The sequence below is a fragment of the Thalassobaculum fulvum genome, assembly GCF_014652915.1.
Classification (GTDB): domain Bacteria; phylum Pseudomonadota; class Alphaproteobacteria; order Thalassobaculales; family Thalassobaculaceae; genus Thalassobaculum_A; species Thalassobaculum_A fulvum.
Window position 1 is genome coordinate 26,219 of record NZ_BMZS01000016.1, and the last position, 26,853, is coordinate 53,071.

At 73.9% G+C, this 26,853-nt stretch carries 30 protein-coding genes; 5 read left to right on the forward strand and 25 right to left on the reverse strand.

The features are described 5' to 3' along the window. Positions 1 to 32: 32 nt before the first annotated feature. Positions 33 to 932: a metal ABC transporter substrate-binding protein gene (locus IE246_RS26430; protein ID WP_189995445.1), complete on the reverse strand. Its 900-nt coding sequence runs from the start codon at positions 930 to 932 to the stop codon at positions 33 to 35. Between the two features lie 246 nt (positions 933 to 1,178). Between IE246_RS26430 and mntR the strand changes: the two genes are divergently transcribed. Continuing rightward, a complete protein-coding gene (gene mntR, locus IE246_RS26435) occupies positions 1,179 to 1,655 on the forward strand; it encodes a manganese-binding transcriptional regulator MntR (RefSeq protein ID WP_189995447.1) in 477 nt (158 codons plus the stop codon). 152 nt (positions 1,656 to 1,807) lie between these two features. Here mntR and phnX read toward each other — a convergent pair whose 3' ends face one another. Further along, a complete protein-coding gene (gene phnX / locus IE246_RS26440; RefSeq protein WP_189995449.1) occupies positions 1,808 to 2,623 on the reverse strand; it encodes a phosphonoacetaldehyde hydrolase in 816 nt (271 codons plus the stop codon). A gap of 13 nt (positions 2,624 to 2,636) precedes the next feature. Next, complete coding sequence (locus IE246_RS26445) at positions 2,637 to 3,755, reverse strand: 2-aminoethylphosphonate--pyruvate transaminase (protein WP_189995451.1); 1,119 nt, start codon at positions 3,753 to 3,755, stop codon at positions 2,637 to 2,639. Between the two features lie 263 nt (positions 3,756 to 4,018). On the opposite strand from IE246_RS26445, the gene IE246_RS26450 reads away from it, so the two are divergent. Then, the gene (locus tag IE246_RS26450) at positions 4,019 to 4,900 is read left to right on the forward strand and encodes a LysR substrate-binding domain-containing protein (protein WP_189995453.1); all 882 of its coding nucleotides are present in this window, start codon (positions 4,019 to 4,021) and stop codon (positions 4,898 to 4,900) included. Here the strand turns inward: IE246_RS26450 and IE246_RS26455 are convergent. The 3 genes from IE246_RS26455 to IE246_RS26465 all read right to left on the reverse strand — a co-directional run bounded on the left by IE246_RS26455 (position 4,897) and on the right by IE246_RS26465 (position 7,092). Beyond that, positions 4,897 to 5,142 carry a sulfurtransferase TusA family protein gene (locus IE246_RS26455; RefSeq protein WP_189995455.1) on the reverse strand — a complete coding sequence of 82 codons (246 nt, stop codon included), beginning with the start codon at positions 5,140 to 5,142 and terminating at the stop codon, positions 4,897 to 4,899. The genes IE246_RS26450 and IE246_RS26455 overlap by 4 nt on opposite strands. Beyond that, on the reverse strand, positions 5,139 to 5,849 hold the full coding sequence (locus IE246_RS26460) for a DUF1194 domain-containing protein (RefSeq protein WP_229837526.1): 711 nt from the start codon (positions 5,847 to 5,849) through the stop codon (positions 5,139 to 5,141). Before IE246_RS26460 ends, IE246_RS26455 begins: the two co-directional genes overlap by 4 nt. Positions 5,850 to 6,195: 346 nt before the next feature. Beyond that, a complete protein-coding gene (locus IE246_RS26465) occupies positions 6,196 to 7,092 on the reverse strand; it encodes a LysR family transcriptional regulator (protein ID WP_189995457.1) in 897 nt (298 codons plus the stop codon). Between the two features lie 124 nt (positions 7,093 to 7,216). Between IE246_RS26465 and IE246_RS26470 the strand changes: the two genes are divergently transcribed. Beyond that, complete coding sequence (locus IE246_RS26470) at positions 7,217 to 7,669, forward strand: VOC family protein (protein ID WP_189995459.1); 453 nt, start codon at positions 7,217 to 7,219, stop codon at positions 7,667 to 7,669. Here IE246_RS26470 and IE246_RS26475 read toward each other — a convergent pair. From IE246_RS26475 to speB, 16 genes are all read right to left on the reverse strand, one after another. Then, complete coding sequence (locus IE246_RS26475) at positions 7,615 to 8,265, reverse strand: hypothetical protein (RefSeq protein ID WP_189995461.1); 651 nt, start codon at positions 8,263 to 8,265, stop codon at positions 7,615 to 7,617. The two genes, IE246_RS26470 and IE246_RS26475, sit on opposite strands and share 55 nt — an antisense overlap. Then, on the reverse strand, positions 8,253 to 9,047 hold the full coding sequence (locus IE246_RS26480; protein WP_189995463.1) for a hypothetical protein: 795 nt from the start codon (positions 9,045 to 9,047) through the stop codon (positions 8,253 to 8,255). Before IE246_RS26480 ends, IE246_RS26475 begins: the two co-directional genes overlap by 13 nt. Positions 9,048 to 9,050: 3 nt before the next feature. Then, positions 9,051 to 9,389 carry a hypothetical protein gene (locus tag IE246_RS26485; protein ID WP_189995465.1) on the reverse strand — a complete coding sequence of 113 codons (339 nt, stop codon included), beginning with the start codon at positions 9,387 to 9,389 and terminating at the stop codon, positions 9,051 to 9,053. After that, a complete protein-coding gene (locus IE246_RS26490; RefSeq protein ID WP_189995467.1) occupies positions 9,386 to 9,904 on the reverse strand; it encodes a hypothetical protein in 519 nt (172 codons plus the stop codon). Before IE246_RS26490 ends, IE246_RS26485 begins: the two co-directional genes overlap by 4 nt. A 5-nt stretch (positions 9,905 to 9,909) precedes the next feature. Next, complete coding sequence (locus IE246_RS26495; protein ID WP_189995469.1) at positions 9,910 to 10,290, reverse strand: hypothetical protein; 381 nt, start codon at positions 10,288 to 10,290, stop codon at positions 9,910 to 9,912. A gap of 21 nt (positions 10,291 to 10,311) precedes the next feature. Further along, a complete protein-coding gene (locus IE246_RS26500) occupies positions 10,312 to 11,178 on the reverse strand; it encodes a hypothetical protein (RefSeq protein ID WP_189995471.1) in 867 nt (288 codons plus the stop codon). 9 nt (positions 11,179 to 11,187) lie between these two features. Next, on the reverse strand, positions 11,188 to 11,736 hold the full coding sequence (locus IE246_RS28210) for a hypothetical protein (protein WP_189995473.1): 549 nt from the start codon (positions 11,734 to 11,736) through the stop codon (positions 11,188 to 11,190). Between the two features lie 61 nt (positions 11,737 to 11,797). Continuing rightward, complete coding sequence (locus IE246_RS26510) at positions 11,798 to 12,985, reverse strand: hypothetical protein (RefSeq protein ID WP_189995475.1); 1,188 nt, start codon at positions 12,983 to 12,985, stop codon at positions 11,798 to 11,800. Positions 12,986 to 12,998: 13 nt separating this feature from the next. Beyond that, the gene (locus IE246_RS26515; RefSeq protein ID WP_189995477.1) at positions 12,999 to 13,553 is read right to left on the reverse strand and encodes a hypothetical protein; all 555 of its coding nucleotides are present in this window, start codon (positions 13,551 to 13,553) and stop codon (positions 12,999 to 13,001) included. Beyond that, positions 13,550 to 15,214, reverse strand: a complete 1,665-nt coding sequence (locus IE246_RS26520; RefSeq protein WP_189995479.1) for a hypothetical protein — start codon at positions 15,212 to 15,214, stop codon at positions 13,550 to 13,552. Before IE246_RS26520 ends, IE246_RS26515 begins: the two co-directional genes overlap by 4 nt. Before the next feature lie 53 nt (positions 15,215 to 15,267). Then, positions 15,268 to 16,077 (reverse strand): lytic transglycosylase domain-containing protein, encoded by an 810-nt coding sequence (locus tag IE246_RS26525; RefSeq protein ID WP_229837527.1) that lies wholly within the window; start codon positions 16,075 to 16,077, stop codon positions 15,268 to 15,270. An 8-nt stretch (positions 16,078 to 16,085) separates the two neighbouring features. Continuing rightward, positions 16,086 to 16,529 carry a hypothetical protein gene (locus tag IE246_RS26530; RefSeq protein WP_189995483.1) on the reverse strand — a complete coding sequence of 148 codons (444 nt, stop codon included), beginning with the start codon at positions 16,527 to 16,529 and terminating at the stop codon, positions 16,086 to 16,088. A gap of 59 nt (positions 16,530 to 16,588) precedes the next feature. Then, positions 16,589 to 17,584 carry a hypothetical protein gene (locus IE246_RS26535; protein ID WP_189995485.1) on the reverse strand — a complete coding sequence of 332 codons (996 nt, stop codon included), beginning with the start codon at positions 17,582 to 17,584 and terminating at the stop codon, positions 16,589 to 16,591. A gap of 119 nt (positions 17,585 to 17,703) precedes the next feature. Further along, positions 17,704 to 19,335 carry a hypothetical protein gene (locus IE246_RS26540; protein WP_189995486.1) on the reverse strand — a complete coding sequence of 544 codons (1,632 nt, stop codon included), beginning with the start codon at positions 19,333 to 19,335 and terminating at the stop codon, positions 17,704 to 17,706. Next, positions 19,332 to 20,606: a caspase family protein gene (locus IE246_RS26545; RefSeq protein ID WP_189995488.1), complete on the reverse strand. Its 1,275-nt coding sequence runs from the start codon at positions 20,604 to 20,606 to the stop codon at positions 19,332 to 19,334. The genes IE246_RS26540 and IE246_RS26545 overlap by 4 nt, the downstream gene beginning before the upstream one ends. Positions 20,607 to 20,713: 107 nt before the next feature. Then, positions 20,714 to 21,664 (reverse strand): agmatinase, encoded by a 951-nt coding sequence (speB, locus tag IE246_RS26550; RefSeq protein ID WP_229837528.1) that lies wholly within the window; start codon positions 21,662 to 21,664, stop codon positions 20,714 to 20,716. A 102-nt stretch (positions 21,665 to 21,766) separates the two neighbouring features. Here speB and IE246_RS26555 point away from each other — a divergent pair, with 102 nt between their 5' ends. Then, positions 21,767 to 22,879 carry a serine hydrolase domain-containing protein gene (locus IE246_RS26555; RefSeq protein ID WP_189995491.1) on the forward strand — a complete coding sequence of 371 codons (1,113 nt, stop codon included), beginning with the start codon at positions 21,767 to 21,769 and terminating at the stop codon, positions 22,877 to 22,879. Between the two features lie 173 nt (positions 22,880 to 23,052). Here IE246_RS26555 and IE246_RS26560 read toward each other — a convergent pair whose 3' ends face one another. Then, positions 23,053 to 23,631 carry a HupE/UreJ family protein gene (locus IE246_RS26560; RefSeq protein ID WP_189995493.1) on the reverse strand — a complete coding sequence of 193 codons (579 nt, stop codon included), beginning with the start codon at positions 23,629 to 23,631 and terminating at the stop codon, positions 23,053 to 23,055. 164 nt (positions 23,632 to 23,795) lie between these two features. On the opposite strand from IE246_RS26560, the gene IE246_RS26565 reads away from it, so the two are divergent. Then, positions 23,796 to 24,275, forward strand: coding sequence for a methyltransferase family protein (locus IE246_RS26565; RefSeq protein WP_189995495.1), 480 nt, complete (start codon positions 23,796 to 23,798; stop codon positions 24,273 to 24,275). Positions 24,276 to 24,278: 3 nt separating this feature from the next. Here IE246_RS26565 and IE246_RS26570 read toward each other — a convergent pair whose 3' ends face one another. Continuing rightward, positions 24,279 to 25,931, reverse strand: a complete 1,653-nt coding sequence (locus IE246_RS26570) for a GMC family oxidoreductase (protein WP_189995497.1) — start codon at positions 25,929 to 25,931, stop codon at positions 24,279 to 24,281. A 184-nt stretch (positions 25,932 to 26,115) separates the two neighbouring features. Next, entirely contained in the window at positions 26,116 to 26,817 is a 702-nt protein-coding gene (queC, locus tag IE246_RS26575) for a 7-cyano-7-deazaguanine synthase QueC (RefSeq protein WP_189995504.1), read from the reverse strand. Positions 26,818 to 26,853: the final 36 nt, after the last annotated feature.

Consider the following 26,853-nt stretch of genomic DNA (forward strand, 5'->3'; position numbering starts at 1 on the left):
CGTCATCGAGGTGGCAGCGGAACGCTCTGCCGTCAATTGGGGGCCGCCAGCCCGTCCGCCACTGTCTGCGCGGTGACTCGCAGAAGGTCGAGATAGGTCGGGACCGGCCCGTCGGCCCTGCTCAGCGAGTCGACGTACAGGACGCCGCCGTACCGGGCCCCGGTCTCGCGCGCCACCTGCTTCGCCGGCGCCGTGTTGACCGTGCTCTCACAGAACACCGCCGGGATGCCGTGCGCCTTCACACCGTCGATCACGCTGCGGACCTGCTGCGGCGTCCCCATCTGATCGGCGTTGATCGGCCACAGATACAGCTCCTTCATGGCGAAATCCCGCGCGAGGTAGCTGAACGCCCCCTCGCACGTCACGAGCCAGCGCTGGCTCTCCGGGATCCGGGCGATGCGCGCCTTCAGCGGCGCCAGGGTGGCGCGCAGCCTGTCCTTGTAGGCGGCGGCGTTGCGGGCGTAGGTCTCGGCGTTCTTCGGGTCGTGCCTGACGAAGGCCGCGGCAATGTTGTCGATATAGATCAGCGCGGTATCCAGGCCCATCCAGGCGTGCGGGTTGGGCTTGCCCTCGTAGGCGCCGGCCGCGATCGGGATCGGGTCGATGCCGTCGCTCAGGGTCGCCGAGGGGATGTCGCCCAGATTGGCGACGAATTGCTCGAACCAGCGCTCCAGGTTCAGCCCGTTCCACAGGATGAGGTCGGCACCGCTGGCCCGCACGATGTCCTGCGGGGTCGGCTCGTAGCCGTGGATCTCGGCGCCAGGCTTGGTGATCGACACCACCTCGGCAGCATCGCCGGCCACGTTGCCGGCCATGTCGGCGATCACCGTGAAGGTCGTGACCACCTTCATCTTGCCCGCGGCGAGCGCGGCCGTGGCCGTGCAGGTTGCCAGCAGGCCCGCCAACGCCAGGCGCAGGAATGTGCGGAACATCGGCGTCTCCTTGCAGGATCGGGGCTCTCGGAAGGGCATTCGCGGTTGGACGGATCTCGGAACCAGGACGGGACGACACGCTGCCGCCGGCGATTTAGCGGCTTCGACAACACTTAGGTCGCTGTCCAGAAGTTAGCAATAGGTAACATCGTGGCCGGGAACCGACGGGACCGGGGTCCAGGCCTTCTTGTAAACGCACGATACCTAAGTTAGTCTTATCTAACTTATGAAGATCGAGAGACCGAGATGCCCGTTCAGCCCCAGCGCTCCGGCCCAGAGGACCCCGAGCCTGCCGCCACGAACGGGCTCGCGCCGGTCGAGGTTCAGGCCACGGCGTTCCGGCATGTGCGCGAAGCCCGGCGCAACGAACTCGTCGAGGATTACGTGGAACTGATCGCCGATCTGGTCGACGACGGCGGCGAGGCGCGGCCGGTCGACATCGCGGCCCGCTTCGGGGTCGCCAAACCGACCGTGAACAAGATGCTCAAGCGTCTGGCCCAGGAAGGGCTGATCACCCAGCGCCCCTATCGCGCCGTGTTCCTGACCGAGACCGGCCGGGTTCTCGCCGAGGAGAGCCGGCGCCGCCATCGGATCGTCACCGAGTTCCTGCTGGCGCTGGGGGTCAGCCCGGAGACCGCCCGCCAGGACGCGGAAGGCATGGAGCACACCGTCAGCACCGAGACGCTGGCGGCCATGAAGGCGTTCACCGAAGCGACCGCATAGCGCGGGGGCACGCCGCGGCCTGGCAACGGTGTCGGTTCAGGCCGGTACGCCGTCCACCGGCCAATTCTGGTGACACAATTCTGGTGACAGTGCACCTATTTCCGGCCCACCTGCCCCCGCGGCCGGACCTGATCGCCTTCGACTTAACCCCCTTACGGCCGATCCCCCGCCGCCAGCCGCCGCTCGATGGTCTCGATCACCGCCGGCAGGTCGGCCACCGAGTCGATCACGTAGTGGGCGCCGGCCTCCGCGAGCCGCCTGGTCGCCGCCGCCCGCAGTTTCGCCTGCTCGGCCGCCGGCAGCGCTTCCCACTCGGCGCGCGACAGCCCGACCTCGTTGCCGCTGACCGTGACGCCGACCGTCCACATGCCGGCGTTCAGGCCCTCCAGGATGCCGGGGACAGTGTCGTCGACCTTCACGCAGCGCCGGACCGCGCCGACTCCGAGGTCGAGAGCGCATTTCAGCGCCATGTCCGGGGCCGGCCGGCCGCGCGGCACGTCGCTGGCCGCCACGCAGACGTCGGGGGCGTAGCCCTGCCCGGCCGCCAGCGTCTCGTTCACGGCGCTCATCTCGGCGTTGTAGCCGGTGTTGCCGGCGATCTTCACGCCGCGGCCGCGCAGCCACGCCGCGGTCTCGGCGGTGCCGGGGATCAGCTCGGCGAAGTCCTTCAGCACGCCGATCTGCAGCGGGATGAAGTCCCTGTAGATCGCGTCGATGTCGGCCTCGCCGGGGGCGTGGCCATGCGCCTTCTCGAACCGCGCGGCGATCGCCGGATTGGCCAGCAGCTCGGCGACGTGAGTGCGCTTCTCGGCGCCCATCGGGCCGCGCGCCTCCGGGATCGAGATCTCCACGCCGTGGCGGCGGAACACCTCGACGAACGCTCCGGCCGGCGCCCGGCTGCCGTAGTCGACCACGGTGCCGGCCCAGTCGAAGATCACCGCCTCGACGGCGTTGTCGGTCTTGCCCATTGCTCTTTCCCGGTCAGGCGGCGTTGCGGCGGGCGACGCCGAGCGCGTCGAGCGCCCGCCCGACCGCGGCGACCACCTCGCCCATGATTTCCGGCGTCAGAGTGCCGATGCAGCCGATCCGGAAGGTCTCGGCCGCCGTCATCTTGCCCGGATAGATGATGAAGCCCTCGGCCTTCAGCCGGTCGTAGAACGGCTGGAACGCGAACGCCGGATCGTCCGGGCAGCGGAAGGTGACGATGATCGGCGACTGCAGGACGTCCGGGATCAGCGGCTCGATGCCGAGCCCGCGCAGCCCGTCGACCACCGCCCGGTGGTTGGCGGCATAGCGCCCGCCGCGCGCCGGGGTGCCGCCCTCGGCCGCGTGCAGGTCGAGCGCCACCCCGAGCGCCGCCACCACGTGGGTCGGCGGGGTGAAGCGCCACTGCCCGCTTTTCTCCATGTAGGTCCACTGGTCGGCGAGGTCGAGCGACAGCGAGTGGGCGTTGCCGGTGGCGGCCTGCAGGTCGGCCTTGCGGGCGATCACGAAGCCCATGCCAGGCACGCCCTCAAGGCACTTGTTGGCCGAGGCGATCACCGCCGCCAGACCGAGGGTCGAGGTCGCGATCGGCAGGGCGCCGAAGGTGCTCATGGCGTCCAGGATCAGGCTGCGGCCGCGCGCCTCGACCACGCGGGCGACCGGTTCCAGCGGGTTGAGGATCCCCGAGGTGGTCTCGCAGTGCACCAGCAGCACGTGGCCGATCGCCGGGTCGGCCGCCAGGATGCGGTCGAGCTCGGCCGGGTCGGGCGGGGTGTCCTCGGTGGTCGCGTAGACCTCGAAGTCGCGGCCGATCCGGGCCAAGGTCTCGGCGGCCCGCTTGCCGTAGGCGCCGTTGGCCAGGACCAGCGCCTTGCCCTCGCGCGGGACCAGGGTGCCGAGCGTCGCCTCGACCGCGAAGGTGCCGCTGCCCTGGATCGGCACGCAGGTGTAGGCGTCGCCGGCCTCGGCGACCTCCAGCAGCCGGGCCCGAACCCGCGCGGTGATGGCCTTGAAGTCGCCGTCCCAGGAGCCCCAGTCGCGCAGCATCGCCGCCTTGGTCTCGGCCGCGGTGGTCGCCGGGCCGGGGGTGAGCAGGTAGGGATCGCGCGCCGCCATGTCGGCCTCCGCCGGGTTGTGTCGGATGACGCGGCAGCGATAGCGCGGGTCGCTTCATAAATCGAATTGATATTTTTTCCTTGTGCATAATAACTATTAGGACTGTTAACCGTGAGCGATGACGCTTTGTTAAACCCGCGGTGCTGTGATACCGGCGAGGTCGGGCGGACCAGCGACCTCGATCCCGAAAAGGAGATCGCGTCCCCAGCCGGCAAAGCCGGCGACTGGTCCTCCATGGGCGATCGTTCCCCCCGGGGGCGCCCATGATCCCCCCGCCGACCGACAAGCAGTTGCGGGCCTTCCACGCGGTCGCCGAGACCGGCAGCGTCACCGAGGCGGCGCGGCGTCTCGGCCTGACCCAGCCGGCCGTCACCGTGCAGGTCCGGACCCTCGAGCGGGACCGCGGCGTGAGGCTGTTCGAGCGCGGTCCCGGCGGCCTGGTCCCGACCGAAGCCGGCCGCGCGCTGTACCGCATCACCGGCCGGCTGCTGCGGCTGTACCAGGACGCCGCCGACACCCTGCAGGGCGCGCTCGGCCTGGCGTTCGGCACGCTCCGGATCGGCGCCGACGGACCGTTCGGGGCGATCCCGATCCTGGCCCGGTTCGCCGAGCGCTACCCCGGCGTGCGGATCGAGGCCCGCATGGGCAACGCGCCGGAGACCCTGGCGGCGCTCGAGGACTCGCGGGTCGACGTCGCGGTGCTGTCGCTGGAGGCCGACGCCCGGCCCGGCCTGCATCTGCACCCGCTGTCCGACCAGGGGCTCCGCCTGCTCCTCCCGGTCGGGCATGCCTGGGCCACACGGCCGTCGGTCCGGCCGGCGGAGCTCGACGGCACCCCGATGGTGGGCCGGGAAGGCGGCTCGGCGACCCGGCGCGCCCTCGACCGGGCCTGTGCGGCGGCCGGCGTCCGCCCGGTGGTCCGGCTGTCGCTCGGCAGCCGCGAGGCGGTGCGCGAGGCGGTGGCCGCGGGGCTCGGGGTCGCCGCCGTCCTGGACGGCGAGGCCGGGAACGACCCCCGGCTGGCCGACGTGCGGCTCGACTGCCGGCCGGACGTGCGGCTGGTCGTGGCCTGCCTCGACGAGCGCCGCGACCACCCGCCGGTCAAGGCCTTCCTGGAACTGGCCGAGACGGGAAGCGGCGGTTAGCTCTCGCGCCGGAGCACGAAGCGCAGCACCTCGCCGTCCTCGGCGCTCACCAGGGTATGGCCCGATTGCCGGGCGTAGTGGCGGAAATCGAGCATCGCCGCCGGATCGGTCGCCAGCACCTCCAGCAGCCCGCCGACCGGAATGCCGCCGATCGCCTTGCGGGCCTTCAGGACCGGCAGCGGGCATTTCAGGCCGCGCACGTCGAGGGTGGTGGCGGGCGTGTCGGTGTCGGCGTCGGTCATCGGTCGGTCCGTTCGGCGAAGCGGCGCCCGGGAGCGCCGGTAGGGCTGCGGTCGACGATCTCCCGGATCATCTTGCCGAGCAAGGTCCGGGTGAAGCCGCGCTCGTCGTCGGCCACCACCACGAAAGCGCCGAGCCCGCCGATCACGTCGTTGCGGTAGTGCTCGTCGAGCGGCTCGCCCATCGGTCCGCTGTGGCCGCCACGGTTGGCGACCACCAGCGCGTTGATCGTGACGCCGCCGGCCACCACCGAGTCGCGGACCAGGTCAAGCGGCCGACCGCCGATCTGCGGGCCGTCGCCGGACACGTCGATGACCTTGCGGTCGCTGTCGATGTCGTTGCCGTGGATCAGGTCCGCCGAGTACGCGATGGCCTCGCTGATCGAGTTGTAGCCCCAGGCCGCCCGCGGCGCCGAGCGCAGCGCGCGGCCGAAGGCCGCCGCGTCGTCGGCATTGGCGACCACCGTCCAGTCGACGATGGTGTGCTGGCTCGCCGGGCCGCCCCACTCGATATAGGCGACGGCGATCCGTCCGTGGACGCCGCTCGCGATCGCGCCCAGGACTTTCGGATCCGAAAGTGCGGCGGCATATCCGTCGCGTTGCAGACGCAGTTCCTCGTCGTCGATCGAGCCCGATCCGTCCGCCGCGAACACCAGTTCCAGGTCGACGGTCTCCGCCCGAAGCGGCGAAATCCCGAGGCCCCAGGCCACAGCGAGGGCGATAGCGACTGTGGAAAACCATTTTTGAACCGATTCGGTGTCAGCAAGCGAAGCACAGGCAACGGTTACAGAACGGAAAGCACAAACCCCAAACCGCTTGAACCATCGCGACTTCGGTCCGAATTGCCTCCGGCTCTTAAGGTAACCGATTGTCCACACGATATGCACAACTGCCGGTGTTGACGCTGCCGCGGGATTGTGGCGAGCCCGGACAAGCTATCAAGCCGACGGCGTCCGTCGCAACCGCAGGCCCGTCGGACGAGAGCCGTCGGCCCTCGTCTTCCGGTCGCCGGTCCCTCCCGGGGACCGACCGTTTCGTGACATTCCGGGGCACGCGTCAGCCGCAGCGGCCGGCGATCCGGTCGGCCTCGGCCTGGGCCCGGTCGTAGATGAAGTCGAGCACCGCCCTGACCTTGGCGAGGCGCGCCAGATCGCGATGCACCAGCAGCCAGAGGTCGACGCCGGGGATCACCTCGTCCGGCAGCAGCCGGACGATGCCGGTGACCCCCTCCGCCACCATGCACGGCACCAGGGCGATGCCGACACCGACCCGGGCGGCGGCCAGGCGCGCGCTCGCCGGATTGGTCGAGAAGATCGGCGTGGTGTCGCCGATCTGCCGGCGCAGCCACAGCACGGTGGCGTTCTCCGGGAACCCGTCAAGCCAGTCGATCACCCGGTGGTTCCGAAGGTCGGCGGCGGTCTGCGGCGCGCCGTACGCCTCGATGTAGGCGGGCGAGGCGTACAGGCCGAAGCCCATCTCGCCGATCTTGCGGATCGACAGGTCGCCCTGGTCCGGCCGGGCCAGCCGGATCGCCACGTCGGCCTCCCGCCGCGACAGGTTCAGCATCCGGTACTCGTTGACCAGGTGCAGGCGGATGCCGGGGTGCCGCTCCTCGAGCAGCGGCAGGTTGCGGATCAGGAACGGCACGGTAAGGGACTCGGTGGCGGTGACGGTCACGGTGCCCGCCAGCCCCCGATCCTCGGCGTCGAACGAGCGGCCGAGCGCGAACATCTCCGATTCGATGCCGCGCGCCCGGGCCAGCAGCTTCTCGCCGGCCGGGGTCAGGCCGTAGCCGTCCTGGCGGCGGTCGAACAGCCGCACCGCGAAGCGCTCCTCGAGGGCGTCGACGTGCCGGCTGACGGTCGCCGGGTTGACCCGCAGCGCCCGGGCCGCCCCGGACAGGCTGCCCTCTCCCGCCACCGCCAGGAAATACCGAAGATCGTCCCAGTTCACGCGTAGCCCCGGTCCCCGGCCGCGCCCGCGACGGGGCCGACGGACGCTCCTCGATAGCCGTCAGAACAGCCGGTATGATCCCGGCTTCGTTTCGCGGGCGCAAGGGCGGCAGGAGGACACGACGATGGCGAGCGTGCGGGTGACCGGAACCAACCACACCAGCTTCACCGTGCGGAGCCTGGATCGGGCGATCGCCCTGTTCCGCGACGGTCTCGGCTTCGAGCTGCTGTCGCGAGCCCCGCGCGATCCCGAGGCGATCGCCGCAATCACCGGGGTGCCCGCGGCCGACGTCACCATCGCGTTCCTGCAGGGGCCGAGCCACCGGGTCGAGCTGATCGAGTACCACGCCCCGACCGACCGCGGGTCGAACGCGCCGCGGCCGTGCGATGCCGGGTTCGCCCACCTGGCGCTCGACGTCGCCGACATGGACGCGGCGCTGGCGGTCGCCGCCGAACACGGGCTCGACCTGCTGGGCGATGTCTACGTGATCGACCAGGGCCCGAACGCCGGCCGCCGGGTCGCTTACTTCCGCGACGACAACGGCCTGACCCTGGAATTCCTGGAAGCGAAGGCCTGAGCGTCCCGCAGATCGGGCAGGTCCCGCAGCAGCGACCGCAGCGCGTCGTCCAGCACCGACGCCGCGGTCTCGCGGTCGAGCGCCGCCCGGGCCGCCAGCCCGGCGGCGACCGCGGCCGACACCGGCGACAGCGGCAGCCCGCCGTCGCCGCGCCGCGCACTGTCGCGTCCCAGCCACAGGTGTTCGCCGTCCGCCAGCCGAAGGATCGCGAGGTCGACGCCGATCCGGGTCTCCGACCACACCACCCCCCAGCCCCGCCCGCCCCAGAACCGGGCGAGCGCCGCATGCCGGCACCCGGTGCGCGCGGCGAGGCGCCGGCGGTCGCCGGGGTGATCCAGTACGAGGCCGAGGCGCCGGATCAGGGCATCGCGCCGCGCCGGGCCGATCACCCGGTCGAACCGGCCGGCCAGATGGCGGGCGAGCGCTTCCTCGGCCTGCCGGGGCGACAGGCCGGTCTCGGCCGCGGTGTCCGCCGGCAGCACCAGCACGCAGGCCGGCGGATCGGCCCACAGCCCGCGGCTCTCCAGCCCGCCCGACCGCGGCCCGGCCGCCGGGGCGCAGGCGGCGAGCCCCAGCAGCAGGATCAGCGCGCGCATCGCGACAACGGGCCGAGATCGACCCGCCCCGGGACCGCCCGGCCGTCGAGCCGGACATCGACCACGGCAAGCCGGCCGCCGTCGGTCGCGTAGCGCGCCCCGAGGTCTCCCGATCCGGTCCACCCCGGCCCCAGCAACCGGCCGAGCCCGCCGAGCAGCCGGGCATCCCAGGACCGCGCGACCGCGCCGACCGGCCGGCCGCCGGACAGCCCGTGGCGGGCCCGGATCGCCGACACCGCGGCGCGGTCGGCGGCCGGGCCGTCGAGATCCCGCAGCAGGCCGGACGGCGCCTGCGCTCGCGTCGGCGTCCACGCCCGGCCCGGTGGATCGCCGGACCGCCAGATCCGGTCTTCGACCAGCAGCAGGATCCGCCAGCCGGCGCAGCGTTCGAGATGCCCGACCAGCTCCCGGCGTGCCGCCGGATCGTCCGGCCAGGCGATCTCGATGGCCGGCCCCTCGCCCTTCGCGACCCGGTCGAGCAGCAGGCGGCCGCGCCCGGCATCAGCCGCGGTCGGGACGACGGGCGACGGTTCCGGAAGGGCCATCGGCTCCTCAGCGTGGTGCACACGGGCCGGCGGCCCGGGCTGCCGGACCGGACGCGGCGGCGGCGGCAGCGCCACGGTCCGCAGCCGGACCGCCGGCGCCGCGCCGGAGGACGACGGCGGCGTCTCGTCCGGCCGCTCGGTCACCGGCGTCGGGCGAGGTTCGGGCATCGTCAGTACCGCCAGCAACGCCGCCGCCAGCAGCAGCGGCGGCAGGATGGTGCGCATCGCCCCGGCCATCGGCTACTCCTGCCCGCGCAGGAACAGCGTCTCGGCCTCGCGGGCCAGCGCCTGCAGCCGCCGCCGGCGGTCGACCGGCGCTTCGGCGGCCGGCACATCCGCGACCGGCCCGTCGGGTGCCGGCGTTCCCGACACCGACTCGGCAGACGGTTCCGGGGTCGGCAGCGGAGCCGGCATCACGGCAGCGGTCGGACCAGTCCCGACGGACGGCTCCGGCAACACGGGGGGTATCGCCGGAGCCGCCGCGGCGCGGACGGACGGAAGGGGGTCGGGGTTCCGGCCGTCCCACACCAGCCAGACCAGGGCGGCGCCCACCACCAGGTCGAACAGGATCCACCTCATGGCCGGCCCCCCCGGTCCGCCAGCACCAGGACCAGGGCACGCAGCCCGGCAGCCGCCGGCAGGCCGACCACGGTGGTCGCGAAGGCCAGCGCGAACCGGCCGGTCAGCTCGCCGATCACCGCCTGCACGCTGTCCGGGGTCAGCGGCCGGTCGGCGAGACCGCCGATGCCGAGGCTGATGCCGAGCAGGGTGAAGGTCAGGGCGATGGTCGCGATGCCGGAGGCCGCCTGCAGGCCGAGCTGGCGCCAGCGCCGGTCGGCCGGGTCGCGCGCCAGCCGCAGCGCCGCGGCGGCGGCCAGCACGACCAGGGCCGCGAACAGTGCCGGGAACACCGGACCGACGACGGCCACCGCCCGCGACACCGCCTGTCCGGGCGGCAGGTCGAGCAGCAGGCGGCTGCCGGCCAGGACCAGCACGACCGCGCCGAGCAGCAGGCCGAGCGCCTGGGCGGCGTCGACCGACGTCGACCGCAGGTGCAGATGCGGGGGCCGGTCCGGGTGCGGGAGCGTCGCCACGGCGGTCACCGCAGGCCGATCCGCGCCGCCAGCAACCGGTCGCTGGACAGGCCGAGCCGGTCGAGCCAGAGGTCGAGGGGCGACACCCCGCGCTCGACCGAGGCGTGGGCCAGGAAGGTCAGGTCGTAGTCGGCGAACGCCCGGTTGGCGAGCGCGCCGGCCCCGGCCGCCGCACGCGGGTCGCGCAGCACGATGCGCTCCAGATCGACCAGCCGGCGCAGCGCCGGGCCGGCCCGCTCCTGCCGGCCGTCGGGATCGAGCGCCGGGTCCAGCAGCGTCGTCAGCAGCGCCGCGCGCTCGCGCTCCAGGTTCTCGAGCGGGCCGGAGACCGCCGGCAGGGGCGCCAGCAGCAGAACGGCGAAGGTGGCGGAAACGACGGATCGCATCACGGCTCTCCTTGTCCGGGCTCAGTTCGGGGCAACGAAGAAGCCGACGGCGGCGCTGACGTCCCGCGTCTCCGGGCGGCCGGCGGTCTCGGCCTCGCGCGCGTCGACCTCGTCGGCCATCGCCATGGCGTCCAGCGCCACCAGCTTGGCCATGTAGGCGAGCACCAGGTCCTGCTGGTCGAGCAGCGCCAGCTCGGCCTCGGCCTGCCCGGCGAGGTGGCGCAGGAACTCGCGCTTGTCGACGCTGCGCCCGTCGATCTCCGGCGCCCGGTTCATCGGGTGCGCGTTGATCGCCGCGACCAGTTCGCCGAGCGCCTCGGCGTGGCGGCGGTACTCGGCGCCATATCGGCTCTCGGCGGCGGCGCCGTCGGCGAACAGGGCCATGTCGACCCTGGCGACCGAGGCCTCGAACCGGCTTTGCGCGGCCTGCCGGTTCTCGGCCAGCCGCGCCGCCGCCGGGTTGTCGGTCACCCCACCCTCGCGCCGCAGCCGGGTCAGCAGCCGCTCGTACAGTGCCAGCCGGGTCTTCAGGCGCTCGCGCTCCAGGTCGTGTCGACGCCCCATGAGCTGCAGGTAGGCCTGCTTCTCCTCCAGGAACCGCTGCCGCAGGGCGTCGCGCTCGTCGCCGGCGGCCGCCTCGACCGCCGCCTGCAGCTCGCCGAGCCCGGCATTGCGGTCGGCCAGCTGGCGGCCGGTCTCGTCGAGCGCCGTCGCCAGCGGCGAGCCCTGGAAGTCGCGATCGATCGCCCGCTCCAGGTAGCCCGCCGGCAGCCGCACCAGGCGTTCGCTGGCGGCCGGCCGCCAGGTCGCATCGCCGTCGGCCGGGCCGGCCCCCAGGGCGCCGGTGGTCCAGGTGCCCGCAAGCAGGATCACGAGAACGGTTCGCATGGCCGCCCCCTAGCCGCGCCGCCAGCGCGCCAGGCGCTGCAGCTCGCCCGAGACCGTGCCGGTCACGTTCGCCGACCCGCCGGGCGACCGGGCGCCGGCTCCGACCGCCAGGACCGCCTCCAGGGTGTCCAGGAACGAGGTGCCGTCGTCGAAGTACAGGTCGCGGTCGGGGAATGCCGCCCGAAACCGCTCCAGCCCGGCCCGGGCCCCGACCGGGTCGCCGCCCTTCAGCCGGGCCTGCACGGCGACCGCGTAGGCCCGCATCCGCTCCTCCGGCGCCAGCGCCGCGGCCTCCGGGCCGAGCCGGCTCTCGCAGCCCTCCAGCACCCGCGCCGCCGCCAGGTAGCGCGCCGGCGTCGCGGCCTGGCCGGCTTCGCGGTCCAGCGCCATCCCCTCGTCCCGGCACGCCCGCCAGTCGCGCATCGACTGCGCCTCGCGGTAGCGGGCGTCGCGGAAGCCGATGCCCTCGAGGTCCGGCGGCGGCGCCAGACAGCCGGCAAGGCCGGTCGGCAGCAGCGCTGCCAGGGCCAGGATCGGCAGGGTGCGATGTCGCGGCATGTCTCGCCTCCCGAATACGATGCTTCGGGAGGGCTATGGACGGGCGAGGCGGAATTTCCCGCTACGGCCGCGGCTGAATCCGATGACGCAGGGTCCGGACCTCGAGCCCGAGGTCGAGGAACTGGCCGGTCAGGCGGTCGAGATCCCCGCTCGACAGTACGTCGGCCCCGGCGAGCGCGCGCGTGACCTGCTCGAGCTCCCGGTCGGCCAGTACCATCAGCACCCGGAACGTCACCGGCCGGCGAACCCAGGACGGAGCCGACACCCGCACCTCGGCAGCCTCGCCCGGCCCCAGCGTTCCGATCGCGGCCTCGACCGACCGCGACCCGGTGGCATACTCGCGGAACGTGCCCTCGGCCAGCGCCACCAGCCAGACGAAGCCGGTCCCGGCCCCGCCGTTCGCCGCCCGGGCGACCACCGCACACACGCCGGGCGCCGACGGCCGGCCGGGATCGACGGCCAGCAGCTGCTCGCCGGCGCCGCAGGCGGTTCCGTCCGGCGCCCGGGCCTCCAGCACGGCGAGGTCGACCGTCGACGGCACGAAGGCCGGTTGCGGCATTGCCGGGGTCGGCGGAACCGGACCCGGCTCGCCCGGCGGCGCGGGCGGGCGTGGCACCAGGGCGACCGCCCCCGCCACCAGGGCCGCCGCCGCCAGGCCGGCCAGCGACCATCGCAGACGGCGCGAGCCGGTCGGCTTCGACAGCGGTTCGAGCCCGAGCTCGCCGAGGATCTCGGCCACGGTGCCGACCGGCCGGGGCCGCACGCCGGCCGGCAGCCCGGCCAGCGCATCGGCCAGGTCCGCCGGCACCACGGCCAGCACCCGCGCGCCCTCCGCCGCGAACAGCCCGGCCGAGCGCCGCAGCTTCTGGTCGACCTGGGCGACCGGCCGCACCGCCAGGTCGGCGTCGACCGCGCCGGTCGCCCACAGCACCCGATCCGCCGGCTCGCCGTCCTCGGCCAGCCGACCGGCCGCCTTCAGGCGGTGTGCCAGGTACAGGGCGAGCTGCCAGCTGTCGCCGTCGTCGATCGGGGCCGACACGTCGGTCCGGAACGAGCGGTGCCCGACGGCGCGCTCGACCACCCCGGTGGGCGCCCGCACGAACGCGTCGTAGGCGTGGCTGATCGGCAGCACCGTGGTGCTGCGGCCGAGGCAGACGACCGAACGCAGGGACGGGTCCTCCGGCGTCACGCGCAGGACCGTCGACGGGCCCTCGCTGGTGGCGACGACGACCTGGACCCGGCCGGTCAATGCGGGAAGCCGGTCAATGCAGGAAGACGGTGGATGCCGGGTCGGCGAGCCCCCGCACCAGGGCCGACGCGGTCTCCGCCAGGATCTGCACCGCGCCGTCGACCGGCGGGGCGAGCGCGACGCTCTCCGGCAGGCCCTCGGCCGGCAGCACGGTCAGGCGGGACGGGGCCGGGTCGGGCCGGTCGAGGTCGATCATGACCCAAGTCTGGTCCGCGTCCCCCCGGGCCGGCAAGAGCCGCAGCCGGAAGCCGTCGCCGGCACGCTCCGTCACCCGGTCAGAAGTCGACGCCGCCGCCACCCGCGGTCCGGTCGCCAGCGCCGCCCGCTGCATCAGCCCGTCCAGGGTCTCGCGCAGGCCGGGATCCGCCAGCAGCGCCGCCGCCAGCTCGGCACGCGGGACCGGCGCCGCCCCGGTCACGTGGGCCCACAGGGCAGACGGCGACAGGCGCGGCGCTGCCGGCCGGTCGACGGTCGGACGCTCAAGCATGGCTGCGGTCTCCAGCGCCACGAACGCCGCCTCCACCATGGCGTGGCCGTCCGGGCCGAGCCGGTCCCAGCGGCCGGTCACGGCACCGTCCCGTACAGCTCGGCGAACCGGCCGGCGAACACGGCGCGGTCCGCCGCGAACCGCCCGGGCCGGTCGTCCGGCGGCAGGACGGCGTCGACTGCCCGGCGGACCCTGGTCAACGCCTCGCGCGTCGACCGCACCGCCGGCGCGCCGACCGCGAACCCGTCGATGCCGGCCGGATCGCGGCGTTCCTCGGCACTGAAGCCGCGCCGGCTGACCGCCCGCAGGGCGGACCTGGCCTCGGCCACCAACGACGCTCCCGACGCGCCGACGACCGTCGGGTCGGCCAGTGCCGCCAGCACGCCGCCGAGCGCACGCTCGCCGAGCGACACCACGCGGTCCCCGCCGTCCGATGCCGCCACGGCGCGCAATCCCGACAGGTCGGCGCCGGGCGCGTGCGCCAGGACCTCCCCGACCGCCTCGGCCCGGCCGGCGTCGAGCAGCGCCGCCAGCGCCGCCAGGGCGATCCGGCGAAGCTGGCCGTCCAGCCGGCGCCAGTAGTCGAGGCGCTCCGCGTAGCTCTCGCAGTCGGCCAGGACGGCGAGCGTCGCCAGCTCGGTCGGTGAGGCCCGCCGGCGGGCCGCCTGGGTCAGCCGCGACTGGGCGGCGCCGAAGGTCTCGGCCCGCAGCACCGACAGCGGCAGGGCCGGCGCCTGCGGCCCGAGCGCCGCGATCAGGTCGAGCGCCTCGGTCTCGCGGCCGGTCAGGAACTTGATCGCGGCGGCCGGCGGAGCGGCCAGCAGGCGCAGCGGGTCGGCCGGCCCGTCATGCGCCTCCAACACCCCGAGCAGGGTATCGGGGTCGACCTCGCCGGCCGAACGGTCGCCGCCGATCGGGGCGGCCCGGTCGACCGAACGGCGCTCGGCCCCGGCGCGCATGGCGGTCCGCATCCGCGCGACCTGCTCGAGGGCGCCGCGGAAGGTGCGGGCCTCCCCCGGCTCCTCGCCGGCCGCGTCGCCGGCGAGCCAGAACGCCAGCACCGCGGCGTCGTCCAGGTCGTCGAGACCGAAGCCGTCGCCGCGGGTCGCCGTCAGGAACCGGGTCAGCCGACGATAGCTGCGCAGCGCCTGGACCGCCGGCAGGTGGTCCTTGAGATGATCGTACAGCAGCCGGGCCAGGGCGTTGGCGTGCGGGCCGGTGGCGCGCAGCGCGAAGCGGTCTTCCAGCCAGGCCCGCAGCACCCCGTCGACCGCCCGCCAGCCGAGCGCGGTGATGGCGAACTCAACCAGCGCCGCCAGGAACGCCATCCGGCCGTAGGTGACCCGGAACCGCCCGTCGGGATAGACGATCTCGACTCCGTCCTCGACCAGCTCGAAGTCGCTGCCGAACGCCCGGCAGCCGGCGGCCGCCCGCTGGATCGCACCGCGGAACCCGGCGGCCCGGGCGACCGGAACGGCGAACAGGACGGCCGGCCAGCCGTGCCGGCCGCCGGCGGCCTCGGCGATCCGGATCAGGTGCATCAATTCCAGCAGAGGCCGGCCGTAGGCCCGGGTCGAGATCGTGCGGGTCAGCTCGCGGACCACCGGCGCCGGGTATTTCGGCCCGGAGCCGAGGTCGGTCTCGGCGACCGTGCGCAGCGCCTGCTCGAGCGCCGCGCTGCGCCCGCCTTCGATCGCCGTCCGTTCCGCCGAGACCCCGTCCATCGCCCGCATCACGCCCATCGCGACCCCTCGATACTACCGGAGGCTGAATTTCCGTCCAGCGATCAGCGGCACTAACCGTCGCGCAGGGTCGCCAGCAGGGCCCGGAACCGCTGCTTGCGGGCCTCGATCCCGGCCAGGATGCCGGCCGAGCCGCGCCGATCGCCGCCGGGCTCGGCAGCGAGCCGGCGATGCCGGGCATCCGCCCCGGCGAGCGCCCGCTCGGCCAGCGCCAGGAACCGACGGCGGCGGTCGGCCGGACGCCAGTCCACCGTGCCGGCCTCGGCCTCTGCAAGCCGGGCCGCCGCGACCGCCCTGACCGGCAATCGTTCGGACGCGCCCACGCGTTCCGGCGGCGCCCCGGCGGCGGCGACCATCCGGCGCACGGTCTCGTCCCGGGCATAGCGGCGTTCCAGCCGCAGCACCTTGTCGACATAGCCGCGGGTCGCCGGGATCACCCGTGCCGCCGCGCCGGAGCCGACGCGCGATCCGCCGTTGTAGTGCGACAGCGCGAGGTCCCAGCGGTCGCCGTAACGGCCGATCAGCCGGTCGAGGAAGGCGATTCCGAGCTGCACGTTCAGCCGCGGCTGCCACAAGGCGTCCGGCTCGACCCCGAACTCGCCGCGCCCGGTCGCCGGCATGATCTGCATGACGCCCCGCGCGCCGGCCCGGCTTTCGGCACCCGGGTCGAAGTTCGACTCGGCCTCGGCGACCGCCAGCGCCAGCGACGGCGGTACCCGCTCGCTCCGCAGCGCCTCCTGCACCACGATGCGGCGGATCTCCGCACGGCCGCCGTCGCCCGCATCCGGTACACCCGCCGCCCGGCCGTCGCCGGCCGCAAGCAGCGCGAGCACGACCGCCAGGATTCCGACCGATCGCCTCATTGCCGGGCTCATCGTCCGGCTCCGGGCCCGAGCGCCGCCAGCCAGGCACGGTCGAGCGGGGTCACCACCAGGTCGCGACCGGCGAGTTGCCGGCGGGCCGCCAGCACCTCGGTCAGCGGCAGGCCGGGATCGACCGCCAGCACCAGCCGGCCGCCCTGGCCGGCCGCCATCGGGTCGAGCGAGGCCGGATCGAGCGAGGCCGGGTCGAGCGGCCGACGGTCGGCGTCGAAGAAGCGGCCACCGTGGAACACCACAAGCCGGTCGGACGTCGCCAACGGCTCGGACGCCCCGCCGGCGGGTGCCGCCGCCATCGCCTCGATGCGGGCGTCGGCCTCTGCACCCGGCGCCGACGCCCCCATGGTCACCAGCGCCAGCACCAGCAGGCAGAAGAAACTCATCGCCAGGGCCAGGGCGATTTCGGTCATCGCATGGCCGGCCGGTCCGTCGTCCATCGTCGCCTCCCGTATCGGATGGTCCCGGCACGGCTATGGCAGGCGGTGGACGGTTTTCTTCAGCCGCCGCCGGCGGCCTGCGCCGGGCCGGCGGGCAGGACCCGCTCGATCATGATCGTGCCCGGCCGCACCGACAGCGCGACCGCCGCCGCCGGGTCCAGCCCCATGTCGACCAGCAGCAGGGTCAGCCAGCGCTCCAGCGTGGCCGGGTCGGTGGTGGTGACGTACTCGTATCGCCGCAGGGCGGTGCCGCGCCGGATCAGCGCATGGCTGCGATAGCCGGGAAACTCGTCGGTCATGACGTCGAGGATCGCCATCGCGTCCCCGGGATCCAGGTGGCGCAGGGTCAGCGTGTAGACGCCGTCGAGCGCGGCGGCCGCCGGGCCGGCTGTCAGGGGGCCGGCCCGCTCCGGCGGGGCCAGATGCGCCAGCTTGGCGGCCAGCACCGTCCCGAGCTCGGTCGCCAGGTCCTGGGCCCGGGCCGCCACCGCCTGCGACGCGCAGGCATAGGCGACGCAGCGGCCGGCGGTCGACACGGTCTCGGCCGGCAGGTCGAAGGCGCCGAGGAACCGGTTGCTGGCGGCGTCGACGATCTCGCCGGACAGGTGCAGTTCGACCCGCGTGGTGTAGGCGAGGTCCCGGACGCTGCCCTCGATCCGGAACAGCACCGCCGCCCGGACACGGTCGGACGCCCGTTCCGAGGCGTTGGCGAGCCGGGCGACCTCCAGCAGGTCGAGCCGGTCGCGCCCCGCCGCCCGGGACCAGCCGAGCCCGGCGGCGATCGCGTCCTCGTCGACGACGCGGAAGCCGCGTCGGGCCATCGCCGACTGCAGCTCGGCGACCACCCGGCGGAACGCCGGATCGTGGCGCGGCAGGGTGTCGACGTCGCGGTCCTCGCCCAGCACCAGCACCGGGATCGGCCCCTCGGCCGTGGCGTAGGGCCGGTCGTCGGCCTGGCCGTAGGTCGCCGCAGACGCGCAGGAGATCAGGAAGCAGGCGCCGAGCGCCAAGGTCAGCCCGCGGCAGGCCATCGCGATCGCGGATCCCATCGGCATCGTCCATCTCCCGGTGATGACAGGCATCGGCGCCTGTCCCCAGGCTATGGAACGGGGAGGAGCATTCTGCGGCGGCACCGCATTCGCCGCAACCGACGAGGGTACCGGCCGGCCGCCGCTCAGCCGCCGGCGCGCGCCCGGTAGGGCAGGATCGCCAGCCGCAGCCGCGCCCGGTCGAGCCCGGCGAGCCGGTCGAGGAACGCCCCGGTCGACACCGCGGCGGCACGGCTGGAATCCGCCGAGCCGCCGGCCGCCGGGGCCAGCCGGTCCGGGACGAACGGCACGGCGCTGGCCACCACCACCAGGGCCTCGAGGCTCTCGCTCACCCCCGGCATCGGCGCCGCCGCGACCTCGGCGTCGCGCGGCCCCGGCAGCTCGATGCGCCGGCCCGCCTCGGCGGCCACCGGCGCCGTCTCCCGGATCGGCGCGACCCGGACGACGGTACCATCGGCCTGCCAGGCGTACAGCGCCAGGAAGGCCCGCCCGCGCGCCACCGTCGCCCGCACCCGCAGCGGCTCGCCGGGACGGTATACGGCCCGCTCCAGCGTCGCCGACAGCTCCGGCGCCTCGGGGCCGCCGAGTCGGGCGACGCGGGCCCGCAGGCGGCGGGCCGACGCGTTCCGATCGTCGGCCGCTCCGGACCAGGTCTCCTCGTACGGCACCGCCTCGGCCAGCCGGCGCCAGGCCTCGGCGACCGCGGACCGGCTGCGCGCCACCGGCGGGGTCGTCTCGCGGCGGTCCAGGGCCTCGTCGACCAGCAGAGCGCGGGCGATCGCCTCGGCCGCGACCGCGAGTTCGTCGCGCCGCAGCTCGGCCCCGACGGCGGCGGCACCGTCGGCGATCCGGAAGCCGGTGCCCAGGCGGCCGCCCGCCGGCGTCAGCGGCAGGAAGTGACCAGGCAGGGCGGTGGCCTCCAACCGCGCGGTGGCGCGCGCCTCCGCGGCCCCGGCGATCACGCGCAGATGCACCTCGACCTGCCGGCCGTGGTCCCAGACCTCGCCCTCCAGCCGCAGGGCGACCGGCCGGCCCCCGGCATCGGCGTCTCGCAGCGGCCGGCTCACATACAGCGGCCGTTCGGCGAGCCGCGCGGTCAGATGCTCCGCGACCTGATCGAGGAACCAGTCGCCGAACGGGCTGCGCTCGCCGCTCAGCCGGACCGAGGCACGGAACCGGGCGCCCGGGTCGAGGCCCTGCCGCAGCGAATCGGCCAGCCCGAAGCCGGCGGCCTTGGCGGCAACCGCCGGCGGCCGGGCGGTCAGCCGGTCGACCGCCCCGGGCAGCACGACCGCCGGCACCGCCGCCAGCAGGCGGCCGGTGTCGCCGCCGGCCACCGCGACCAGGGTGGCGGACACCGCGATTCCGTCGGCGGTCGCGTGCGCCGACGGAATCACCAGGGCGTCGACCGCCGCCGCGCGCAGCAGCGCCTCGCTCGAAGTCCCCCGGAAGCTCTCGGCCTCCTCCCAGCTGGCGGGCAGCCCGGAGCGGTCGACCAGCCGGCCGGCGGCGGGCGCGGCGCGCAACAGCGCCTCCACCAGCGCCCGGTCGATCGCGGCGGCCACCGCGGCCGGCAGGCCGGTGACGTCGACCTGGACCGGGCGTGCGGCGATCCGCCGGGCCGGTCCAGCCTGCCGCCACAGCGCCTCGGCCGTCGGGTGCAGGCGGTCCGCCCAGCCGTCCTGCGCCGCCACCGCTGCCGGCACGAGCAGCAGCAGGAGCAGGGCCGGGAGCGCCGACAGCCGAGGCATCGTCATCGCCACATCTTCACCGCGACCAGCTCGTTCGGCGTGACCCGGAGCCGGAACAGCGCCACGGCGTCGCCGTCGCGGCCGTTGCCGACCCAGGCGTAGGAGGCCCGGATGTCCATGCCGTCGTCGCGCACCGCCACCAGTTCCAGCCCGCGAAACCAGGCGATGTCCTCGGCAAAGTCGAGCGACGCGGCGATCGACTTGTGGTCCCAGGCACTGCCCTGTTCGCGGTAGTACGCCCGGATCGCCTCCTTGATCGCGGGCCGGTGGCGATCGAGGAAGGCCAACGCCCTCGCCCCGTCACGTCCCGGCGGCGCGTAGCGCGCCGGCCCGGCCGACGCCGCCGGACCGGCCGGCGGTGGGGGCGGCGCCGTGACCGATGGCGCCGGACCGGCGCCCGCAGGGCGCGCCGGCACGGCCGCCACCAGCACGGTCTTCGGATCGCCCGAGACGCTGGCCTTCTGCACACGCCGGAACTGGCGGCGGGCCGCGTAGCTCATCTCGTCGTCGAGGTAGCGCTCGACCTCGGCCACGGTCACCGCCCCGTCGCGGTTGCCGTCCCGGCCGCGGTCGGCGGCACCGCGCAGCGCGTCCAGCAGATGCCGGGTGAACAGCCCGAGCCGCGCCTGCTCGTCCCAGCTGGCGACCTGGTCGCCCTGGGCCGCGGTTACCAGGGTCAGCCCCGCGACCGGCGCCGGCGGCGCGGTCTTGACGTATACCGGCGAGGCGGCGCGCACCAGCCAGCCGGCCGCCGAGTTGCCGGAGAAGCAGGCGTCGAGCAGCACCGTGGTCGAGCGGGTGTCGATCTTCGCCAGGTTCTGCAGCAGCAGGTCCAGCGGATAACCGTTGATCTCCGGGGTCGCCGGGTCGGCGTCGACCGGCAGCAGGTAGCCGCGCCGGTCGCGCAGCCCCGGCACGCCGTGGCCCGAGTAGTACACCAGCACGTCCGAGCGGCCCGGCCGCACCCACGACCACAGCTTGCCGCGATGGTCCCGGCCGTTGCCGAACACCGCGAACATCTCCGCCTGGCTGGCGTCCACCATCTGGATCACGTTGCCGTCGCGGTAGCCGAGCACGTCGATCACGAACCGCCGGACCGCCGCCGCGTCGTTGGCGGCGTAGCGCACCTCGGGGATGCCGTTGGCGTAGTGGCGGTTGCCGATCACCACGGCGATCGCATCGCGCTTATCGGCCACCGGCCCGGAGCCCTGCGCCCCGGCCGCCCCCGAAATCCCGAGAAGGACCGCCGTCAGCCAGATGGCCGCGAGTCGTCGCATGCCGCCGTTCCCGCAATCGCTGTCCAGTCCGGCAGATATTCTACCGCTTCCGGCCGGCTATGGAACGGCGAGGGCCGGTCTTGCGCCCGACCTCGTGCCCAATCGCCTCAGTGCCTGCGCCGCGCCACCGCCTCGGCCGTCACGCACAGCAACTCGAACAGGATGGTTGCCCCCAACAGCGCGGTGTTGCCGCCGACGTCGAACGGCGGCGACACCTCGACCAGGTCGCCGCCGATCACGTCGACGCCCGACAGGCCGCGCACCAGGCGCTGCGCCTCGAACGAGGTCAGGCCGCCGATCTCCGGCGTGCCGGTGCCGGGCGCGAACGCCGGGTCGATGCTGTCGATGTCGAAGGACAGGTAGGTCGGGCCGTCGCCGACCACGCGCCGGGCCTCGGCGATCACCCCGTCGATCCCGAGCGCCGGGATCTCGTGCATGTACACCACGCGCATGCCGGAGTCGTGGCTGAAGCCCCAGACGTCGCGATCGTTGATGCCGCCGCGGATGCCGATCTGGATGGTGCGCTTCGGGTCCAGCACGCCCTCCTCGACCGCCCGCCGGAACGGCGCGCCATGGTGGAAGCGCGAACCGAGATAGTCGTCGCCGGTGTCGCAATGGGCATCGATGTGGACCATGCCGACCGGCCGGCCGCGCCCCAGCACCCGCAGGATCGGCAGGCTGACCGAATGGTCGCCGCCGACGCTGAGCGGCAGCACCCCGGCCGCCGCCACGCGCTCGTAGAACGCCTGGATCTGGTCGTGCGCCCCGGTCAGCTCGAACGGCCGCTCGACCACCGCGTCGCCAATGTCGGCGACCCGCGCCAGCTCGTAGGGACACACCCCGGTCGCCTGGTTGATCCGGCGCATCAGGCTCGACTGGTTGCGCACTTCGCGCGGGCCGTGCCGGGCCCCCGGCCGGTTGGTGACGCCGCCGTCATACGGCACCCCGACCAGGCCGATGTCGACGTCCGACCAGTCGGCCTCGGCATAGGGCGCGCGCATGAAGGTCGGCAGCCCGACATAGCGCGGGCGGGTCATCGGGTCGTCGGTACCGGCCATCGGCATTCCTCCGGAAACGAGTGACGGGGCTCGATCCCAGCTTGGCGGGATCGGGCCGTCGCCGCTAGGCTCGCCGCCGGACCCACCCGAGGAGCCCTCACCATGACCGACTACGTGCCCGGCCCCGGCGACGCCTGGGAGCGCGCCGACCCGGCCGCCGCCGGCGCCGACCCGGCCGGCATCCAGGCCGCCGTCGACTACGCGATCGCCCACGAATCGACCATGAACCGCGACATCGCCGCGGCGCTCGCCGGCGGCCACTTCTCGGAGCCGCCGCCGCTCGGCGACATCATCGGCCCGACCGCGCCGCGCGCCGACCCGAGCGGGCTGATCGTCCGCGGCGGCCGGATCATCGCCGAATGGGGCCCGACCGACCGCGCCGACATGACGTTCTCGGTCACCAAGTCGTACCTGTCGATCATGGCCGGGCTGGCGGTCGACGACGGGCTGATCCCGGACGTCGACCGGCCGGTCCGCGAGCTGGTCGACGACGGCGGGTTCGACGCCGAGCAGAACCGCTCGATCACCTGGAAGCACCTGCTGACCAATACCAGCGAGTGGGAGGGCACGCTGTTCGGCAAGCCCGACCTGATCGACCGCAACCGCGAGCTGTCGCTGCCGCCGGGCACGCCGTCGAAGAAGGGCACCCACCGCGACCTGCAGGCGCCCGGCGCCTACTGGGAATACAACGACGTCCGGGTGAACCGGCTGTCGCTGTCGCTGCTGCGGGTCTGGGGCAAGCCGCTGCCGAAGGTGCTGAAGGACCGGGTGATGGACCCGATCGGCGCGTCGGACACGTGGAGTTGGAACGGCTACATCAACTCCTGGGTCGAGGTCGGCGGCCAGCCCGTGTGCTCGGTCTCCGGCGGTGCGCACTGGGGCGGCGGGCTGTTCATCTCGGCGCGCGACCACGCCCGGATCGGCCTGCTGATGCAGCGCCGCGGCCAGTGGGGGGCCAAGCGGATCCTGTCGGAAGCCTGGGTCGACGCCTGCACCACGCCGTGCCCGCTGAATCCGAGCTACGGCTATCTGTGGTGGCTGAACGGCGACGGCGTGCACTGTCCGAGCGCGCCCAGGACCAGCGTGTTCGCCATGGGTGTCGGCTCGAACGTCATCTGGTTCGACCCCACCCTGGACCTGGTGGCGGTGCTGCGCTGGATCGACAAGCCGCATCTCGACGGCTTCGCCAAGCGCGTGGTGGCGGCGCTGAAGTAGGGGGCGCCCCCACTTTGGACGTCATCCCGGGCACGCGCAGCGTGACCCGGGACCCACCCGCCGCCGAAGTGCCGACAACTGCCTGCCCTCGTCGCCCCGTAGGTCCCGGATGCGTCCCGCCGATGGCGGTCCGCTCCGGGATGACGGCAGAGGAAGGACGGTCGCGTGCTCGCTCAGAGCCCGGCGATCAGGCCGACGCCGGTGAACGCCGCGGCGATGCCGGCCCAGCGCACCGCCCGGGTCGAGCTGACGCGGACCACCGCCACCGTTGCGGCGGCGCCGGCGGCGTGCAGCAGCGCGGTCGCCGCGGCGAAGCCGGCCGAGTAGGTCAGCGCCGACAGGCCCTGGGCCAGCTCGCTGCCGTGGGCGTGGCCGTGGAACAGCGCGAACGCCGCCACCACCGCCATGCCGGCGCCGACCGTCAGGCGGGCGTTCACCGCCACCAGGGCGCCCAGCACCACCACCGACAGGGCGATCGCGGTCTCGACCATCGGCAGGGCCACGCCGGAGATCGCCAGCGCACCGCCGGCGACCATCGCCGCCACGAACGCCGCCGGTACCAGCCAGACCGCCCGGCCGCCGAGCAGCGCCCCCCAGGCGCCGACGGCGACCATCGCCAGCAGGTGGTCGAGGCCGAGCATCGGGTGCGCGACGCCGGCGGCGAACCCGCCGGCGGTGCCGATGCCGGTATGGGCGAAGGCGGGCGCCGCGACGAGCGACAGCGCGGCGGCGGAAGTCAGGATACGAAGCATTGGAGCCCCCGAATGGCCGAGATCGGAATTTGTCTGGACCCGAGTCTTAACCAGCCGGGCGGGCCGTGTCATGCCTCACGGTCTCGCATCTGCGAACGAGCTTGCGGCACGGGGGCGGCGCGCCCATGTGCTCCCCAGGGAAGCGTACCAGGAAGGCGGGCAGCATGACCGAATCAGGCGGCCGCAGACCCGACCATCCGGGCGTGATCACCCATCCGCCGTTCCTCTATGCCGGCGCGCTGGTCGTCGGCGCCCTGCTCGACCGGCTGATCCCGTTGCCGGTCCTGGCTCCGGGCGGCGGCCTCGTCCCCGGCGTCGCGCTGATCGTGCTGGCGGGCTGCCTGGCAGGCTGGTGCTTCGGCCTGTTCCGGCGCGCCGGCACCAACGTGCCGACCCACAAACCGGCGACCGCCGTGGTCACCGACGGGCCGTACCGGTTCAGCCGCAACCCGATCTACATCGCGCTCACCACCCTGTCAGCCGGCATCGCGATCTGGGTCAACAGCTGGTGGATGCTCGGCCTGCTGATCCCGACCTTCGTGATCATGAACATCGGCGTGGTCGACCGCGAGGAGCGCTACCTCGCGGCCAAGTTCGGCGACGAGTACCTGTCCTACAAGGCGCGGGTGCGGCGGTGGCTGTAGCCGCTACGCCGCCGCCCGTCCCGGCTCCCTGCCCAGCGCTGCCCTACCTCGGATCATGTCGGCCGCCTTCTCGGCGATCATCATGGTCGGCGCGTTGGTGTTGCCGCCGATCAGCCGCGGCATGATCGAGGCGTCGATCACGCGCAGGCCCTCGACGCCGCGGACCTTCAGTTCCGGATCGACCACCGCACCGTCGTCGGTGCCCATCCGGCAGGTGCCGACCGGGTGGTAGATGGTCTCGGCGATGCGCCGGACGTAGGCGTCGATGTCGCCGTCCGAGACGACGTCCCGGCCCGGGTTCAGCTCCGCACCGCGCCAGCCCTCGAAGGCCGGCTGGGCAACCAGCTCGCGGGCCATGCGCAGGCCGTCGCGGAAGCTGCGGCGGTCGTTCTCGGTCGAATAGTAGTTGGCGAAGATCCGCACCCGGTCGGCCGGGTCGGCCGAGCGCAGGGTCAGCCGACCGCGGCTCTCGGGCCTGAGGTGGCACATCCGGATGGTGAAGCCGTCCTGGTCCATCCGGTCCTTGTTCAGGTGCCACAGCAGCGGGATGCGCAGCCGCTTCGCACCCAGGCCGATCAGGAAGTGCCACTGCATGTCGGGCATCTCCAGCTCCGGCCGGGTGCGCACGAACAGCCCGCCCTCGGCCGGGAAGCTGGCGGCCGGGCCGGACCGGAACAGCGCCGCCTGCGCCATCGCCAGCGCCGCCCGGTCGAGCCGCACCAGGCTGTGCAGGGTGACCGGCTTCGGGCAGGCGAACTGCAGCGGGATGTCCAGGTGGTCCTGCAGGTCGCGCCCGACCCCCGGCAGCGCGTGCGTCACCGGGATACCGTGGGCGGCCAGCTCCGCCGGGTCGCCGATGCCCGACAGCATCAGCACCTGCGGCGAGTTCAGCGCGCCGCCCGACAGCAGCACCTCGCGCTCCGCCGCCACCCGCTGCAGGGTGCCCTCGCGGTAGTACTCGACGCCGGTCGCGCGGCCGCCTTCGACGATCACCCGGTGGGTCAGCGCGCGGGTCTCGACCGTCAGATTCGGGCGCTTCATCGCCGGCCGCAGGTAGCAGGCGGCGGCGCTGGCCCGGCGGCCGTCGCGGATGGTGAAGTCGTAGCGCCCGACCCCCTCCTGCTCCGGCCCGTTGAAGTCGTCGTTCCACGGATGGCCGGCCTGCTTGCCGGCCGCGAAGAACACGTCGTAGAGCGGGTTGTCGCCGTGGCCGCGCTCGACCTTCAGCGGGCCGCCGGTGCCGTGCAGGTCGTCGGCCGGCCGCTCGAGATGGCCTTCCGAGCGCCTGAAGTACGGCAGCACGTCGTCCCAAGACCAGCCGCGATTGCCGAGCTGCGCCCAGGTGTCGTAGTCGCGGGCGTGGCCGCGGATGTAGATCATCGAGTTGATCGAGGACGAACCGCCGACCACCTTGCCGCGCGGCCAGTACAGCTTGCGGCCGTCGAGGTGCGGCTCCGGCTCGGTCCAGTAGCCCCAGCTGTGCAGGCTGGACCGCACCAGCTTGCCGACGCCGAGCGGAATGTGGATCAGCGGGTTCCAGTCCCAGCCGCCGGCCTCCAGCAGCAGGACCGAGATTTCGGGATCCTCGGTGAGGCGGGAGGCGAGCACGCATCCCGCGGACCCGGCTCCGACGATGACGTAATCGTAAGCGCGCATACGGTCAGCATGGCGCCGAGCGGGAGCGGCGGCAAGCGCCGGAGCGCCAAACGCCCGTCGCGTCGTGGGTCCCGGCTCTACGCGACTTCGCCGCTTCGGCCGGGATGACGGCAGTTAATATAAGACGTCATCCCGGAGAGGCGCGCCGCGCGCGGCTCATCCGGGACCTACGCGGCAACAGGCCTCAGCCTCCCTCGGCGACGTACCGCTCCCAGCCGCCGCGACGCAGGTCGCAGGCCGGGCAGCTGCCGCAGCCGTAGCCCCAGGCGTGCCGCCGGGTGCGGTCGCCGCGGTAGCAGGAGTGGGTGTCCTCCAGTATCAGGTCGACCAGGGCCTGGCCGCCGAGCTGCCGCGCCATCGCCCAGGTGGCCGCCTTGTCGATCCACATCAGCGGGGTGTGCAGCACGAACCGCCGGTCCATACCGAGGGTGAGCGCCACCTGCAGCGCCTTGATGGTGTCGTCGCGGCAGTCCGGGTAGCCGGAGTAGTCGGTCTCGCACATGCCGCCGACCAAGTGCCTGGCGTCGCGCCGGTAGCCGACGGCGGCCGCCGTCGTGAAGAACAGCAGGTTGCGGCCCGGCACGAAGGTGTTGGGCAGGCCGGACTCCGCCATCTCGATGGCCTTGTCGCGGGTCAGCGCGGTGTCGCTGATCTCGCCGAGCAGGCCCATGTCGACCAGATGGTCGTCGCCGAGCCTGGCGGCCCAGGCCGGGAAGCCGGCCCGCAACCGGTCGAGGAACGTCGTGCGGACCTCCAACTCGATCCGGTGGGCCTGGCCGTAGTCGAAGCCGATGGTCTCGACCGCGTCGAACCGGTCGAGCGCCCAGGCCAGGCAGGTCGCGGAGTCCTGGCCGCCGGAGAACAGGACGAGGGCCTTTTCGGTCATGCGTGCCTCGCGAAGGGCAACTGCCGCCCCGTTCCC